Raw genomic sequence first — 15946 nt, forward strand, 5'->3', positions numbered from 1 at the left:
CCCTGAAATTGCGCACTATCAAAAGCAACCGGATTTAACCGAGCTTATCCAATTGTGGGGAAATAGTGTATAGTTTTTCCAGTCAAGTCGCTCTTTTTGGCAACCGGATCGCACTTTAAATGCGCGCATTTTTTGTATGAAAGATATTGAACTCGCTACCAATCAGATCGAATCGATTCTCGGGAAAGTGATATCCGATGCGTCCGCAGTGACCCCTTCCCCGGAGAGATACTTTATAATCAATGACCAAAACCGAGATGATCACTGGGTTCTTGGGTTCTCATTTAAAAGCAAAGAGGATCTCCGCTGCGCATTGGAAAATGGAGTTTGTTACCAGATCCACAATTTTGTATTCAATAGGATTTCCCAAACAAATGAACTGGCTGAAGAGAAAGCCTACATTGTATTTGATTATGGCAAGGCACCAAAAACCAAACTCGACTATCGAAACTTACATAACAAATTTATCGAGCAGCTGAGCGCATTGAATAACGAGCAAAATAGTGGAGCGCTTGATACTTGCGGACTCTGTGGGCACAGCGTTGATGAGCACTTATTGATGGGCCCCACAAGGAATGGTGAATCCGCACCAACAAAAGGCTGGATGATTTGCCCAGACAAGGAATGTGTTTGCTTTAGGACCTGGGCTCTGGGAGGCGACGGCACTGACAACGAATCATTCGACACTGACAGACATTAATATGTCTTGGACGACCCTCTCTACTTTGCTGGGAAATATGAACACTTGGCATCACCACAGGCATGCTCGACACCATTTTTACTGAACGGACAATTTCATGCACAGAATAAGATGGCTGTATATTCTCATTGGTTGTTTATTTAGCGGAAAATCAAAAGACCCTCTGGCGGTTGAAACATGCACCTTCTGGATTACTCCTTTTGATGTTGAGTTTGCAAGCGCATTTTCCCATACCTACTTTTCCTTCCAGGCTCTGGGTCGTTGGAAACATATAATTAAGAATTTTCCAATGCGCCGCCTAATTCGGGAAGCATGGTCACCTTACACCTATGCAGAGATCATTCGGTTCCAACGCGCCATGAAATTGTTTTCAAAAGTACAGGTGGTCACCGGATTGTACTATTGGGATGAAAAGATGATTTATTATGAACACAGAACAATCATAAACGGTGAACTTGCTGCCCGTGGATTTTCCAGAGGCGCCATGTGGAGTCGCAAAGGACGTGTCAACCCCTACAATTTAGTAGACTTAGGGCCTTATAAAGGAGACATACCGGAAGTCGTAGTGAATTGGTGTAAAACTGACGATGCTATTAAAGAATAATCAAATCAAGGGACGACCATGAGACAGGGTAATTATTTCAATGTGAATCTTTATCCGGCGGACCCCCGTTTTGTCTCCAATCATTGGATGACCGACTACCGAACGGGTTCAGCAGTAGTTTTCCTTGTTACCCGGCAACACGCACATCGTGCCTATCCTTTTTCACCGCCCTCTTCACTGCATCGCACACATGAGACGCACTACCCCAACATTGAAAGTCATACATTGAAGGATTATAAGTGCAAGCAGGTACATTGATATTGTTTTCGGGTAAAATGGGCGCAGGCAAAACGACCAAGTCGAAGCAGGTTTCCCTGGATCGCAATGCCGTTTTAATCTCTGAAGATGAATGGCTATCCAAGCTTTACCCAAAGCTAATCACGTCATTTTCCGATTACCGTTACTATTCGTCTTTATTGAAGCCGTTAGTAAAATCGCATGTTCTTGACATATTAAGAACCGGTACGAGTGTGGTTATGGATTTTCCTGCAAACACTGTAACTCAACGCAAGTGGTTTAAAGGATTAATTACCGAAGCCAACGCGCCAAACGAGCTTATCTATTTGAAAGTAAGTGATGTTGTTTGCTTGCGACAAATTGAGAAAAGGCGGATAGAACAGCCGGAGAGGGCGATTTTTGATACTGAAGCCATGTTCATTGAAGTCACCAAATATTTTCAAGAACCCGAACAAGGTGAAGGGTTCAATCTACAAGTTGTCGATGAAAACACATAATGTGGCCCGCTTTTTTTGCAACCGACAGAAACTATGAAACCATAACTATTTTTCAGAGGATAAGCCAAGCTGGCAGAGAATGTCGCAACGAACGAATCCGGTACAATTCCGGCAATTTCAGCCTATCCAAACCTCGCTGTGCTGACCCACGTACTCGTTGCTGCGTGAAAGATATTTTGATAAAAGAAGGATACTATTGTCATACCCGCCCGCTTTCAGGCGCTGCAAAAAATCCGGAGCGAGAAAAAGATGGCCGCGGATGGGCTATTGTCGAGTGCGACTGCAACAGACGACAGGCGGCTGGATCGATCGGACCGACGACAGCGGTTTATTTCTACTATAGTTGGTGAAAAGCATGTTTGGGCTACCTAAACCGATAAGATGGATATTCATTTTTCTGGGTGGAGCTATTATTCTTCTCGATATAGTGAATCAAAGGGATATGTTAAGTGACCATCCGGCAGTTGAGAATTTTTTGTTTCCGCATATTTGGGTTGTGGGGTTAGCTCTTATTTTTTTGGGTTATGGTTTTGAGAAAGATAATAACAAGCATAGCGGCAGCGGGGGTGTTGACGGCGCACCCGGAATGGGTGAAAAAAAGAATAGTCCTTTTGGGGATCATTCTTCATCAGATGGAGGGGACTGAAAATCGATCTACACAAACCAAAATCTTCACCCATGGACCATCAGACTGAACGCTTTCGGCAAATAGTATTTACCACACCATCCGGGCGTTCAATATTGGGAGTGAATTGAGTTGACGATCGTCACCAAAGCAGATTTGGTAGATCACCTTAATGGTGGCAATCAAGTAAGGTACCTGTTCTTTTGGGGACACCAGGAACAAAAGAACGAAGTAACCAAAAGCTGCTTGAGTCAGTGGTATGACTCACCGTTTGAAAGCAATGGCGTACATTTCGCAACGGCAGAGCACTATATGATGTACCATAAAGCTATACTGTTTGGTGACGCCCTATCTGCCGACAAGGCTCTCAAAGCGCCAAATCCCGGGAAAGCAAAAGCAATTGGCAGACGCGTTAAGGGCTTCACTGAAAAAACATGGGAAAAAGAACGATTTGAAATTGTGGTGAATGCCAATCTGGCCAAATTCGGCAATAACGGGAAATTGCGACAATTTTTACTGAATACCGGCAATCGCGTACTGGTCGAGGCCAGCCCGGTAGACAAAATTTGGGGAGTGGGCATGTCATCAGATAACCCGGCTATCGAAAACCCCAATTTGTGGAAAGGACTTAACCTTTTGGGCTTTGCACTAATGCTGGTGCGGGACCGGCTGACATGAGGCTAGACATAACCGGATTAATGTCAGCCTTGAGAAGTACCCCCTACCGGCCTGTACCGCCATGACAATCGGTTTACAATTGGGAATTGACGCGGAGAACTGCTGGTGAAGACAATAAGAATCTATCGCCCCTTGGTTCGGGTTCCATGCTATATTCTCGGCTTAGCCGGAGTTTTTTTAACCCTATATGCTCTGTCAGGATATTTATCCAGCACATTGACAAGCCGGGAATCCATCAGCAATGGTGTTATTGGGTTAATATCTACCTTAAGTGCCGGTCTGGGTTTGATTGTCCGTCGTGTTGATATAGATAAAAATAGAAATTTGATTGTTAAGAGTTTCACACTATTTTTTTTACGGTTTTTTTCACGAAGGTATTCCCTGCACAAATATAATACAGTCAGGTTACTCGTAGACACACCGTCTCAGTACACTGAAAATGTACAACCATCAAAGGACTCGCTTAGTTATTTTGTTGTAGTACTTACACACGAAAAAGAACAACATACAATCTATGATATTGCGGGGCTGGACCGGAATAATATTTCTTACCTGGAAATTTTTCGTGACACGGACTATGAAAACGCCAGAAAAATTACCGGCGATGTCGCCTCTGATACGGCGTTTACCAGCCAAGTCGTACAACAATATCTGTAACCGCTGAAGATATGCATTATTGAAACTTGACTTTAACCCTGCGTTCCTCAGTGTTACTATAATCCCAACACCAGGCAACAGGGAAGAGAATACAACCTATAATGTACAAAATTCTTTCGTCATTATTACGTTGGTTTTTATTCGCACTGCTGGTTTCTACCGCGCCTACAGTCTACGCAGCCGCCAACTCGATTGAAGCAAAGCCAGACAATTTCCCGGTCAGCTCAGAGACAGCCCACAAAGATTGGCAAGTCATCAGTCGTAAAAACACAAAAAGGGATAAAAGCCGTCGCATTTTTTCCTTATCTATTACGGCTTTGATAGTTATCAGCATGGTATTGCCGGCGTGGGCTTGTGGTTTTCTATGGACAGGGGAAAAACACCGAGGCGCCATATTGTTGCTCTGGGCCCTAAGTCCTATAGGGGCGCTACTGCTTTGGGGACTCATTGGCGCAATTACTGCGGGCGTCGCAATTTTGGTTATGCTAATCCTAGGTAGCTTACGAAATCGGCGGATGCGAAAATCCTTGCACCCTACACTCCCTCTTCATTCCCCTGGGCAGCGGCGACAATATGCCCAAGCCTCAATTAAGACCCAACCTCAACCAGGACGCAAGGCCCCGGGAATCTTGCAATTCGGAAGCACCGTTGCCATTTTCTCCACTGTTGCGGTAATACTGGCGTGGGAGGTACCCGATCTACTTCTGTGGGACAGACAAAAACAAAGCATCAACACCGAAACCGTCAGTACGCCGGTGAAAAAGTTGCAAAGTCTGCTGTACCCACACCCGCTGGTCACCAAAATTTTAGCCGCGGAGCCATTATTGCAATGGTACACACAACAGTGTGGTGCATTTTTCTCCCGCCCGTTACTGACCGTGGCGGAAAAAAAACGGTACATCCACGATGCTTTTGTCAGCCCATTGCAAATAGACATGACTTGGTACCAAAAATCATCCTACGAAGAATATGACAACGTGAATGAGTGGTTTGCACGAAAAATTAAGCCCGGTTTACGCCCCATCGTCGCAGCGAAGGACCCTACGGTGCTTGTTTCACCTGCAGACGGCAAGCTCTCTTTGGCTTACGATGAGCCCATGAATATTAAAAACCAATCCCTCTCCATCTCTCAACTGCTGGGGGACCCGCTGGTCTATCACCAGATTCCCAACCCACTCGCCATCATTGTACGCTTGTCTCCCCAGGACTATCATCGCTTCCACTATCCTGTTTCAGGAAAAATCATTCAAACACGGCTTATAAAAGCTGACCTGCACTCCGTCACGCGAGATGCGATGACCCAGGACACCAACATCCTGGGGCAAAATACCCGCCACATCACGATCATAGAGAACCCGCAATTTGGCCATATCGCCTATATCGCCGTGGGTGCCGCCTGTGTTGGCTCAATAGAAATTCAAGCGACCGCCGGTGGCTCCACGATCAAAGGTGAAGAACATGGCTTTTTTCAATTTGGTGGTTCCACTGTGGTTTTGGTTGTAGACCAACAACGCATCAGAGTGGATCAAGATTTGAAAAACGCATCCGATATGGGCATAGAAACGATAGTGACCATGGGTAGCCGCATTGCGACGATGCACACCAAATCTCAACGTCAGTAGCTAAGCGTTACTACCGTTGCCCGGTATTTCTGGACTTGAAGGCGCGCCCCAAGCCGCCTATGCAATTTTGCTTTGCAATATGTGCAATGCGTTCATTAATGGCTCTACAGAATCGTAACAACCATGGTGAATGGCAAATTGAATGGCCGTGGAAATTTCACTGATTTCTTTATATCCCATGGTACCGGCCGACCCTTTGAGATTGTGAACCATCACATCCAGCTCCTGCCAATCACCCGCTTTTACATAGGTACTCATGTCGGTCAGACGCTGTGACAGGGATTGCTCAAACTGTGTTTGCATCTGCTTTAAGTTTTGTAGCAGCTTCTCACGTCTCACGGTTTTTTCGTCTTGTATTTTTACCGGCAAATAGATACTCAGAAGTTCGAAAATCCGTTCTCGGCTGACCGGTTTTGGTGTAAATTCGGTACATCCCGCTTGTTTAAAGCGCTCAATGTTTTTTGGTAACACGTCGGCAGACAGGGCAATCACAGGCCCATCGTAATGCTTGGCACGGAGATAGCGCACAGTATCCTCACCATTGAGTATTGGCATTTGCATGTCCAAAAAAATGAGGTCGTAATGTCGCAGCTCTGCTTTGTCCAGCGCCATGCGCCCATCGTTGGCCACATCCAACTCCACACCGGCGCCTTCTAGATAGATTTGCATGAGTTCGCGCAAATCCGGATTATCCTCCGCTAATAACACCGCTCCGGTGAATTGCGAGCCCGAAGAACTTGGTGTTTCCAGCCGCAATTCCTCCGGCCCCACTAACTCTTCACTACTATGCACAAAGTGACAAGATGGAGGCAGATTTGCCGCGACAGTGACCTTAAAAACGCTGCCCGCAGCATCGCTTTTCTCCAAACTGACGGAGCCTCCCATTTTTGTGGCGATCTGACGGGAAATAACCAAACCCAAGCCGCTGCCACCATAGGCTTGGGCAATACGCGAATCCGCCTGTACAAACCGCTGAAACAAGTGCTGCTGTTGCTCTTCGCTAATACCAATTCCTGTATCGGTAATTAAAAAATTCAATTTCTCATCTTCCGGGGTATACGCAATGCTCAACTCAACATATCCCTTGGCGGTGAACTTAACCGCGTTGCCGCATAGATTGATGAGCACTTGCTTTAAGCGAGTGGCATCGCTCAACACAGTCCGCGGCAAAGGGTATTTGTAGTTCACCTCAAACTTGACACCTTTGGTCTCCGCCGGTTTGGCAACAATACTCTGAACTTCCTCAATAAAACTAAAAAAATCCACTTCTTCTTCGTTAAGCTCAAACTGATTTGCCTCTATTTTAGACAAATCCAATATACCATTCACTAAATCCAAAATGTGACTGGCCGTTTTCTGGATCACAGTGGCGTAATTAACCATGGTGTCCCGATCAGTCCTTGCGTCAATGGACCCGGCATAGCCGATAATGGCGCTAAGAGGTGTTCGAATGTCGTGACTCATGTTGGCCAAAAAGTCGCTCTTGGCACGATTCGCCGATTCAGCACTTTCTTTGGCTGTCTCCAGCTCTGTCGTACGCTGTGCCACCAAAAGTTCCAAATCCTGGTTCTGCCTTTCCAGCACTCGATACAACTCGAAATTTTCCACGGTGTTACTGGTGTTGGCTAACACCATAGAAAGCAAACTCAGCGCGGCATCACGTACGTCTAACATTTCTTCCCGCAATATAGCCACGTACATCCCCCGCACCCGCTGGCGGGTGGCTAACACATGAAACAACACTGTGTAGTTCTTATCGCTGGAACGTGCCAACACGGCGCGCGATTGGTTAATGGCCCATGCAAAGGTGCCTTTTTCAATATGAAAATTGATTTGCTCGTGCAAATAGTTTTCGCGCGATTTAGGGTTACAGGTAACGATGGCGAACTCATTGGATTCGGTGACGGTCATAAAGGCACTGGTATCAAACGAAAAAAGCTGATCGATACGTTCTTGCGCTTGAATGTATAGATACTCGGAAGTATTACCGCTATTAACCGGAAAGTCGGCGATCCCTGCACCGAAGTGCAACGCCTTAACATACCAGTCCCGCAGATCTTCCAGGTAACGAATGTAGTCGGAGTCAGCGTCCATCATCCGCCGCCTGTTTGCATCAAAGCTTCCATGGCACTTTCATACTGAATTTCAAATTGCTCCAACAAAGGAGTGAGTATGGCTTCGGGTAATTTTAATTGCTCCCAGGCACCGGCTTGCAGTGGCGGCACATGAGTTTCCCCAGAGCATCCGGCTTGTAAGCCGGTTGCAATCGCATCGGCCACATGTGCTAACGCAGCATCCCTACTGTATTTACCTGCGCCAAGTGGATCATGTGCATATCGAATAGCATTTACCACAGATCCCGGTAATTTCCACTGCTTCAGCAATGAATACCCCACTTCGCTCTGGCTATAGCCCAACAGCTTTTTTTCACTGTCATATAACAAACCACGATTTTGCTTGGCATGGTCAACGATTTCCGCGGCAGTGTCCGGAATGGCCATATAGATGATCAAGCGCCCGATATCGTGCAGCAAACCGATAATGAAAAAACGTTCCGGTGTGTCCAGATGCGCATAGATGGCCAAAATCCTGGCGACGATAGCGCATGCTATACTATGGCGCCAAAAATCATTCATTGACACTAACACGTCCGTTTGGTCATCAAAGGCCTGCATGACCGTGGTCGCCAAGGCCAATTCGTGAACCCCACGCAGACCTATCACCGAAACAGCGTGGATGATGGTGTCGATACGCGAAGGATGACCGTACAATGCGCTGTTGGCTAAACGTAACAAGCGAGCCGCCAACGCCGGATCCTCACTTAAAATCTCCCCCACTTCGCGGCTGGTGGTACGCGGATCATCTATAACACGGGACAAGTTAAGATACGCATTGGGTAGGGACGCAATATTTTCGATACTTGCAAGCAAACCCAAGGGTGAAGGTACCGACATGGCGCCGGCATTACTTGATAGCCTCATCGGCGCGGCCCTGCTTCAAGTCGCGCCCGAAACAAGGCAGCGATCAGCGGATGGTTTCGATCGGTGAACTGAAAAAGTCTTTCAAGCTCCGCTTTCCATTGCGCAGACGCGCTTGTAGGCGGCTCTTGGGTGCTCGGATAACTGGAGTCCACTACGTCAGCCTGTAACAGCCCCCAGGTTTTAAATAATTTTATAGCAGCCGCGTCTAATACGGCTCCCCGTCTGGCCAGCAATCTACCATTGGACAACACAGCATCCGCTGCCAACACCATCCCTGGATTTAAATCTTTCAATTGAGTCTGAGCCATTTCACTTACCGGAAGCCGGAAACCTTCTTTAACTATCGCTCCGGCTCCGTGTCTGCTTTAGCTCAGAGCTTGTTAACTTTTTGTGAAATACTCAGATGAGATCAGATGAGAGTGGAGGCATTAACGGTATTTGTATTTCATATACACAATACCGGCGGATAACACCAGCCGCCAGGATAGCTCTATTTCCGGTGTGTACTCGGGATCCAGCTCCTTAACTGTCTCTAACAGGCAATCGATCCAAATATCATAGAGTTCGTCGGGAATATTTAAGGCGTGCTTACCGTGCTGCTTGGCAATTTTATCAAGGTAGTCGTTGGCATTGCTGGTGGCGTAGAAAATAAATAAGCTGTAAAAGGATTTTTCCAGCATTTCGCGCTGACGTTGCATATCCGTATTGCGAAAATGTTCCGCCACAATATCCGATGCCGTGATAAATTTATCATAAAAGATATCAAAGAATCCTTTCCCATGTTGACGAATTCCTTTTACCCGTTCGTAACTTTGATCAAATAATTCATCGTGGCCCATGGTGGCAACCCGGCTAAGCAATAGAGATGGTCAAATTATGACAAAAGACTATACAAATAGAAAGGGTGTTTTAAACGTTGCCACCAGCGCAATATAGACAAATACGCTGATGGCAGCAGCATAGGCTGTAATTTTGATAGCTCGCGTCTTCCCTAATCGAAATGCAACCATACCCAAACCAATATACAACAACAAGGCTATAATTTTGGCCACCAGCCAGGGGCTACTGATGGGGTACTGCTTTTGGATCACCAAAGCGACGGCCGACACCAGCAATATCGTGTCATTGATGTGGGGTAGGATTCGTACCCATTTGGACTGCAGTAACGCTGAATGACGAATCATCCAAATACCGCGTAGCGTAAATCCGCTGATGGACAGTCCAACTGTTATCACATGTATTAATTTAAGCGGTTCCACAGCTAACACTCAGGCTATTTTTATACGTCAAGTTTGCAATATAAAGGTTACCGGGCCATCATTGATCAGTGCCACTTGCATATCCGCGCCAAAACGACCACTAGCCACATCCTTATGGTGAGCCCTCGCCTGCGTTACCAAGTAGTCAAATCGTTCCCGCCCCAGCTGCGGTGGTGCAGCCGATGAAAAGCTGGGTCGTGCACCTTTGCGCGTATCCGCCGCTAAAGTAAATTGCGGTACTAAAAGTAATCCCCCTGCGGTATCTGCCAGACTGAGATTCATTTTCCCACCCGGATCGGCAAAAATACGATAGCCCAAAACTCTTTGCAGCAAACGGTCAGCGTGGGCTGGAGTATCGTCTTTTTGCACACCAACAAAAACCAAGATACCTGCCCCGATACTACCGACCCGTTCGGCAGAAACTGTAACCGACGCTTCAGTAACCCGTTGTAACAGGGCAATCAAACTCTCACCCTTATCGTACCTCTTAAGCGCCGGCGCGAAATTTTTTGCTGTATTTAATGGTAGCTCTCACCAAAGCATCGGCAATACCACGCTCGGTAGATGCATGCCCGGCATCGGGGATGATATCCAACTCCGCATTGGGCCAGGCTTTGTATAAGTCATGCGCTCCTTTCATGGGGCAAATAACATCATAGCGGCCTTGTACAATAATACCGGGAATATCCGCAATTTTGTCGACATTTGCCAGGATTTGATTTGGTTCCAGAAAAGCAGCATTTGTGAAATAGTGACAGCCAATTTTCGCAAGACCCAGGGCCATATGCGGTTCGGTTAAACTACCCACGGTTGATTTGCTGGGTACCAAAGTGGATGCTTGCGCCTCCCAACGAGACCACGCCTTCGCAGCCCCCATACGGGCCAGCTCGTTATCGCCCAAAAGTCGATCCTTGTAGGCCTGAACCAAATCGCCGTGCTCCGACTCAGGTATGATGGAACAAAACTCTTCCCAATGATCCGGCAATATAGCTGACGCTCCGCCCTCTTGGTAAAACCAGCGAATATCCTCCTCACGCCCCAAAAATACACCGCGCAGTATCAATGCCATCACTTGATCAGGATAAGTTTCCGCATATACCAGACTCAGGGTTGCCCCCCAGGACCCACCGAATACAACCCAGCGGTCTACACCCAGGAATTCACGAATTTTCTCCATATCTTTGACCAGATCCACAGTGGTATTACCTTGTAGTTCACCATGGGGAGTAGATTGTCCACAGCCACGCTGATCAAACAGGATGATGCGATAAGCCTCCGGGTCAAAAAATGTACGCTGCATCGGCAAGGTACCCGCACCCGGGCCACCATGTACCACGACCACCGGGATACCTTTAGGGTCTCCCGATTCTTCAACATACAATACGTGAGGTGAATCTACTTCCAGATGGTGAGTTGCATATGGTTTTATTCTCGGATACAGCCCTGGCACGTTAACAATCCTTTAACATTCTAAGTCTCCACACGGGAGATCAGTTAATCAAAACAACGCTGAACTATTAGCTTAGTCTAGTCTTGTATCGGCTGCCCTTTGTAGCCTATGAATGTCGCAACACCTGCCAGCAACAATCCCAACAAAATCAAAGCCGGTCCAACGCCTGTATTTAATATAGTCGCGGCCCACCCCCATTGAAACATCACCATGAGATACATCACTCCGGAATGCAGTACCGTCCCCACAATAAATATCCAGCTTATAACCTGTTTGAATATTGTGGATATGGCTAAGTATGCCAGAACAATACCAACCGCTATATTCAATAATGATTCTAGATTACCGTGAGCATGTGGACCACCTTTTATCATATCCACTGGCTGTTGTGCGTTAAGCAGTGTGTTCAATGCCAAAATTCCGTCTGTATTGGCCTTAGCAATAGCTTCAGGTGGTAATGCCTCCAGGTCTTCTTCAAAGTCATCCGCTTTTAAAGCCTGCAAACGTCCCACTGAGGATTGTTTTTTAGCTTGGGCTTCACCAACACCTGGCACATATTGAACAATCATATAAGGTCCTAACGCTGCCGTCAGAACCAGAAACAGAAAACCAAAGACGATATTTTTTTTCCCTATCATTGCCGCATCACCTCATATCTTAGATAGCTGCCAGAATAGCAATAGGCCAGGGATTTGTTAAGCACCGCAAGCCTTAACATAGGTATAAAATGCAGGAAAAGTTTCTATGGAGAGATCGGAAAAGACGCAGGGGAACAAGTTCGTCCCCCTGTAAAAACTAAAGTCGCTCAGCTTCCCGTGACAGCCCGAGAGGCGCGTTTACGCTCGTGCTCAAGCAATAGCTTCTTGCGTATACGAATGTTTCGAGGTGTTACTTCAACCAATTCATCGTCATCAATAAACTCTAATGCTTGTTCCAGGGTCAATACAATTGGCGGCGTTAAAATAATATTTTCATCGGTTCCTGCTGCTCGAATATTAGTCAATTGTTTCGCTTTTAATGGATTCACAACCAAGTCGTTGTCACGGGAGTGGATACCGATGATCATGCCTTCGTAAACTTCTGCACCGTGCCCAATGAACAAACGCCCCCGCTCCTGTAAATTGAACAACGCATAACCCAAGGCTTTACCCTGTGAATTGGCAATCAATACCCCGTTAATGCGTTGGCCAATGTTGCCTTTTTTCTGTGGACCGTAATGGTCAAACACGTTATACAACAGTCCTGTACCCTGGGTTGCGGTAAGAAATTCTGTACGAAACCCAATCAAACCCCGACTGGGAATGATATAGTCCAATCGTACGCGACCACGACCATCGGGAACCATGTCTTTGAGTTCACCACCGCGCTCCCCCAGCTTTTCCATTACAGCACCCTGGTGCAACTCTTCTACATCAACGGTTAATTGCTCGTAGGGTTCATGAATCTCTTCACCGACTTGCTTTAAAATAACTTCCGGCCTGGAGACTCCCAGCTCATAACCTTCGCGGCGCATGTTCTCTATCAATATGGACAAATGCAGCTCACCACGACCGGACACTTTAAACTTATCCGGGTCATCGGTACTGTTCACTCGCAAGGCTACATTGTGCACCAATTCCCGATCCAGTCGCTCGCGAATTTGGCGGCTGGTTAGGAATTTACCGTCCTTGCCCGCAAAAGGAGAATTATTTACCTGAAAGGTCATGCTGACGGTAGGCTCATCCACTGTGAGAGGAGGCAAAGCTTCCACTGCGTTAGGACTGCAAAGCGTATCAGAAATACCCAGCCTCTCTATACCGGTAAAAGCGATTATGTCACCACCCTGGGCTTCCGGAATCTCCACCCGCTCCAAACCAAGGAAACCGAATATCTGTAATACTCGACCGTTACGAGTTTTACCGTCCCGATCAATAATGGTGACAGGCGTATTGGTCTTTACTCTACCGCGATTAATGCGACCAATACCGATGACTCCCACATAGCTGTTGTAATCCAGAGAGCTGACCTGTATTTGCAAAGGCCCATCCAGATCCACTTGTGGCGCTTGAACCTTTTGCACAATAGTCTCAAAAATAGGCGTCATATCGCCTTCCTTAACATCGGCATCATAGCCGGCAAAGCCATTGAGACCGGAAGCATACACCACAGGAAAATCCAGCTGATCATCATTGGCCCCTAAGCGATCAAACAGATCAAAGGTCTGATCCAGCACCCAGTCCGGCCGAGCACCGGGACGGTCAATTTTGTTGATCACCACTATGGGTTTAAGGCCGTGTTCCAGTGCTTTTTGGGTAACAAAGCGGGTTTGCGGCATAGGTCCTTCCACCGCATCCACCAATAACAATACGGAATCCACCATGGATAACACCCGTTCCACCTCGCCACCGAAGTCTGCGTGTCCGGGGGTGTCTACAATATTGATGCGATAGTCTCTCCATTTGATAGCAGTGTTCTTGGACAAAATGGTGATACCACGCTCTTTTTCCAGGTCATTGGAATCCATGACCCGTTCCTGAGTTTCACCACGGCTCACCAGTGTCCCGGACTGCTGTAACAGCTTGTCCACTAAGGTGGTTTTTCCATGGTCGACGTGGGCGATAATGGCAATGTTTCTTAAATTCTCAATCACGATACTTTCTCTGTAATAATAACGCTCTGTAATAACACTCTGTAATAATGATGTTCTGTAACGAACACTATCAATAAGGGGCTGAAGGCAAAGGCGCCGATTATACAGCAAATTTCGAGCCGGACAGGTTTTTTCGTACGTGGGAGAGTAAAAATAATGGGCCCTGTAAACCAGGACCCATAAAGAGTTAACTTGTTGAATTAATTAATTTTATTAATTATCTCTAAGTTTCAAATCGGCTTCGGTGGCCTGAACAAAACCGTATTTAGCGTAAATGGCTTGCGCATCCGGTGTTGCCAAATAAGCCAAGAACCGAGCCGCATTGTTGGGATTGCGAATATTAGTCAGCTGGCCAATGGCATAGCCCACTTTATCTTGTTTGTTCAGCGGTGCCGGAATGGCCACACCTTCGATATTTCTACCCTCGGAGATGGCGTGCTGCACTTCTGTAGTCCATACAATGCCCACGTGAGCCTGATTGGTTTCTATCCGGTGTGGAGTTTCCCGATGGTGCCGGGCAGTAAACCAAGTCTTTCCGGGGATGGCCCAACATTCCTTACATTCTTTACCACCGGTGACTTTTTCATACAAACCGGCGTCTTTTAACATTTCTGAACCGTAAAATTTGAAAATACCTTCCGTTAACGGATTGGGATGGGATTGCACCAAATCCGCACGTCCCAAATCCTCTACCCCTTTAATATTCTTAGGATTGCCTTTTTTGACCATCAGCTCCAATTTATTGTGAGTGTAAATCATGAATTTGCGCATTCGATTGAGCTTAATGAGTTTGCGTAAGTGATTTTGGTTAACACTGGCAAACAAATCCGGGTTTTGAGAGGTCATTTGCCCGTCAATTTCTCCCTGTTTCAAAATTTGATTCTTTAAAATTTGTCCCGGCGGTATGGTTTCTACATAGACAGAGCGAACTGACGGGTATTTTTTTTGAAAATCCTGGATTAACTCCTGCATTACCATGAACTGGTTTCCGGCCAAATACATGACTAATTCCGCACTATATGAATCGCCTATGTCCCCGTAATCAATTTTCCCATCAACATGAAATGTTCGATAGTCTTTACTGTGACCGGCGTCCTCTTTTTGCTCTTCAGCTTTGGCAGCCTCCTCCGCTGCCAAGGGCAAGCAGAACAGGGTAAAAATTGAAAAAACTACCGGTAATGTCGTTATACGCATTGATTCACCTCCTGAGTTCCATTTAATAAATGGCCTTTCGGTTTTACATCAAAGGCTTGGCACAGATGTCATCTTACGGGACAAACCCATACACCACAATGCTAAATACCCATTTAACCTTTGCATGCACCGAAAACCTAAAGTAAAAATAGTTCACGCCGACAAATTTATGGACCCAAACACAGCTTTATCATTGATTGCAGGATAATCATACAAACACGGATTTTCCAAATTGATTCCAGCAGAGCATTGAGTTATGAAGAACAATACCGCGCAAAAAATGCAACAGCACTGGAACCCGGAACAAGAAACAGCCCTATTGCTCCGACTCGCAATCGCACAAATCAAAGTCACCATGGAAAGCGGCGATGAATCCATCACGGCATTGGCCAACTCGTTCACCATCATGATGGACAACATGCAGGATATCAGCTTAGCTGCACAGGAACTGGAGAATGATATGACTGCCGATATCATCAAGAACGATTGTGCGATGGTATCCGAACGCATTCAGTCTGCTATTATTGCCTTTCAGTTTTACGACAAATTGTCACAACGCTTGGCCCACTTAAGTTTCAGTCTGGACCGCCTATCTGAACTGGTCAGCAACGAAGAACAGTTGCAAGACCCATCCCATTGGAAGGCGCTTCAAGACGCCATACGGGACAAGTACACCTTGGAATCGGACCGCCATTTATTCAATGCAATCGTATCCGGTATAAGCTTGGAAGACGCCGTCAATATGAGCCATGAAGAACCGGAAAAACCGGATGATGATATCGAATTGTTCTAGAGAACTTCTGGAAAAACCTA

General features: G+C 46.5%; 18 protein-coding genes. 8 read left to right on the forward strand and 10 right to left on the reverse strand.

Going from position 1 to position 15946, the window contains the following annotated elements; genetic code table 11:
• Positions 1–136: 136 nt before the first annotated feature.
• The 7 genes from OEY58_14515 (at position 137) to OEY58_14545 (ending at position 5620) form a co-directional block, all read left to right on the forward strand.
• Entirely contained in the window at positions 137–700 is a 564-nt protein-coding gene (locus OEY58_14515) for a hypothetical protein (GenBank protein MDH5326666.1), read from the forward strand.
• 97 nt (positions 701–797) lie between these two features.
• Positions 798–1304, forward strand: coding sequence for a thioesterase family protein (locus OEY58_14520; protein MDH5326667.1), 507 nt, complete (start codon positions 798–800; stop codon positions 1302–1304).
• Between the two features lie 239 nt (positions 1305–1543).
• On the forward strand, positions 1544–2038 hold the full coding sequence (locus OEY58_14525) for an ATP-binding protein (protein ID MDH5326668.1): 495 nt from the start codon (positions 1544–1546) through the stop codon (positions 2036–2038).
• A 355-nt stretch (positions 2039–2393) separates the two neighbouring features.
• Positions 2394–2684, forward strand: a complete 291-nt coding sequence (locus OEY58_14530; GenBank protein ID MDH5326669.1) for a hypothetical protein — start codon at positions 2394–2396, stop codon at positions 2682–2684.
• 111 nt (positions 2685–2795) lie between these two features.
• Positions 2796–3341: an NADAR family protein gene (locus OEY58_14535; GenBank protein ID MDH5326670.1), complete on the forward strand. Its 546-nt coding sequence runs from the start codon at positions 2796–2798 to the stop codon at positions 3339–3341.
• 105 nt (positions 3342–3446) lie between these two features.
• On the forward strand, positions 3447–3998 hold the full coding sequence (locus OEY58_14540) for a solute carrier family 23 protein (protein MDH5326671.1): 552 nt from the start codon (positions 3447–3449) through the stop codon (positions 3996–3998).
• A 101-nt stretch (positions 3999–4099) separates the two neighbouring features.
• A complete protein-coding gene (locus OEY58_14545; protein MDH5326672.1) occupies positions 4100–5620 on the forward strand; it encodes a phosphatidylserine decarboxylase in 1521 nt (506 codons plus the stop codon).
• A gap of 57 nt (positions 5621–5677) precedes the next feature.
• Here the strand turns inward: OEY58_14545 and OEY58_14550 are convergent, their stop codons facing one another.
• The 10 genes from OEY58_14550 to OEY58_14595 form a co-directional block, all read right to left on the reverse strand.
• Entirely contained in the window at positions 5678–7717 is a 2040-nt protein-coding gene (locus tag OEY58_14550; protein ID MDH5326673.1) for an ATP-binding protein, read from the reverse strand.
• Positions 7714–8601: an HDOD domain-containing protein gene (locus tag OEY58_14555; protein ID MDH5326674.1), complete on the reverse strand. Its 888-nt coding sequence runs from the start codon at positions 8599–8601 to the stop codon at positions 7714–7716. The genes OEY58_14550 and OEY58_14555 overlap by 4 nt, the downstream gene beginning before the upstream one ends.
• Positions 8598–8909: a hypothetical protein gene (locus tag OEY58_14560; protein MDH5326675.1), complete on the reverse strand. Its 312-nt coding sequence runs from the start codon at positions 8907–8909 to the stop codon at positions 8598–8600. The genes OEY58_14555 and OEY58_14560 overlap by 4 nt, the downstream gene beginning before the upstream one ends.
• Before the next feature lie 120 nt (positions 8910–9029).
• Complete coding sequence (locus OEY58_14565; GenBank protein MDH5326676.1) at positions 9030–9440, reverse strand: globin; 411 nt, start codon at positions 9438–9440, stop codon at positions 9030–9032.
• Between the two features lie 48 nt (positions 9441–9488).
• Positions 9489–9860 (reverse strand): SirB2 family protein, encoded by a 372-nt coding sequence (locus OEY58_14570; protein MDH5326677.1) that lies wholly within the window; start codon positions 9858–9860, stop codon positions 9489–9491.
• Positions 9861–9887: 27 nt separating this feature from the next.
• On the reverse strand, positions 9888–10325 hold the full coding sequence (gene dtd / locus OEY58_14575) for a D-aminoacyl-tRNA deacylase (GenBank protein ID MDH5326678.1): 438 nt from the start codon (positions 10323–10325) through the stop codon (positions 9888–9890).
• A 22-nt stretch (positions 10326–10347) separates the two neighbouring features.
• The gene (gene pip, locus OEY58_14580; protein ID MDH5326679.1) at positions 10348–11310 is read right to left on the reverse strand and encodes a prolyl aminopeptidase; all 963 of its coding nucleotides are present in this window, start codon (positions 11308–11310) and stop codon (positions 10348–10350) included.
• A gap of 77 nt (positions 11311–11387) precedes the next feature.
• A complete protein-coding gene (locus OEY58_14585; protein ID MDH5326680.1) occupies positions 11388–11948 on the reverse strand; it encodes a hypothetical protein in 561 nt (186 codons plus the stop codon).
• A gap of 167 nt (positions 11949–12115) precedes the next feature.
• On the reverse strand, positions 12116–13939 hold the full coding sequence (typA, locus tag OEY58_14590; protein ID MDH5326681.1) for a translational GTPase TypA: 1824 nt from the start codon (positions 13937–13939) through the stop codon (positions 12116–12118).
• Between the two features lie 213 nt (positions 13940–14152).
• Positions 14153–15133 carry a substrate-binding domain-containing protein gene (locus OEY58_14595; protein MDH5326682.1) on the reverse strand — a complete coding sequence of 327 codons (981 nt, stop codon included), beginning with the start codon at positions 15131–15133 and terminating at the stop codon, positions 14153–14155.
• 256 nt (positions 15134–15389) lie between these two features.
• On the opposite strand from OEY58_14595, the gene OEY58_14600 reads away from it, so the two are divergent.
• The gene (locus OEY58_14600; GenBank protein MDH5326683.1) at positions 15390–15926 is read left to right on the forward strand and encodes a hypothetical protein; all 537 of its coding nucleotides are present in this window, start codon (positions 15390–15392) and stop codon (positions 15924–15926) included.
• Positions 15927–15946: the final 20 nt, after the last annotated feature.

Source organism: Gammaproteobacteria bacterium, from assembly GCA_029882975.1.
Taxonomy (GTDB): domain Bacteria; phylum Pseudomonadota; class Gammaproteobacteria; order SZUA-152; family SZUA-152; genus JAJDNG01.

Coding starts and splice junctions, on each gene's coding strand:
- OEY58_14555 (MDH5326674.1), bottom strand. CDS start 8,601: ATGAGGCTATCAAGTAATGCCGGCGCCATGTCGGTACCTTCACCCTTG.
- OEY58_14585 (MDH5326680.1), bottom strand. CDS start 11,948: ATGATAGGGAAAAAAAATATCGTCTTTGGTTTTCTGTTTCTGGTTCTG.
- OEY58_14515 (MDH5326666.1), top strand. CDS start 137: ATGAAAGATATTGAACTCGCTACCAATCAGATCGAATCGATTCTCGGG.
- OEY58_14595 (MDH5326682.1), bottom strand. CDS start 15,133: ATGCGTATAACGACATTACCGGTAGTTTTTTCAATTTTTACCCTGTTC.
- OEY58_14530 (MDH5326669.1), top strand. CDS start 2,394: ATGTTTGGGCTACCTAAACCGATAAGATGGATATTCATTTTTCTGGGT.
- OEY58_14550 (MDH5326673.1), bottom strand. CDS start 7,717: ATGATGGACGCTGACTCCGACTACATTCGTTACCTGGAAGATCTGCGG.
- OEY58_14565 (MDH5326676.1), bottom strand. CDS start 9,440: ATGGGCCACGATGAATTATTTGATCAAAGTTACGAACGGGTAAAAGGA.
- OEY58_14600 (MDH5326683.1), top strand. CDS start 15,390: ATGAAGAACAATACCGCGCAAAAAATGCAACAGCACTGGAACCCGGAA.
- OEY58_14545 (MDH5326672.1), top strand. CDS start 4,100: ATGTACAAAATTCTTTCGTCATTATTACGTTGGTTTTTATTCGCACTG.
- OEY58_14560 (MDH5326675.1), bottom strand. CDS start 8,909: ATGGCTCAGACTCAATTGAAAGATTTAAATCCAGGGATGGTGTTGGCA.
- OEY58_14520 (MDH5326667.1), top strand. CDS start 798: ATGCACAGAATAAGATGGCTGTATATTCTCATTGGTTGTTTATTTAGC.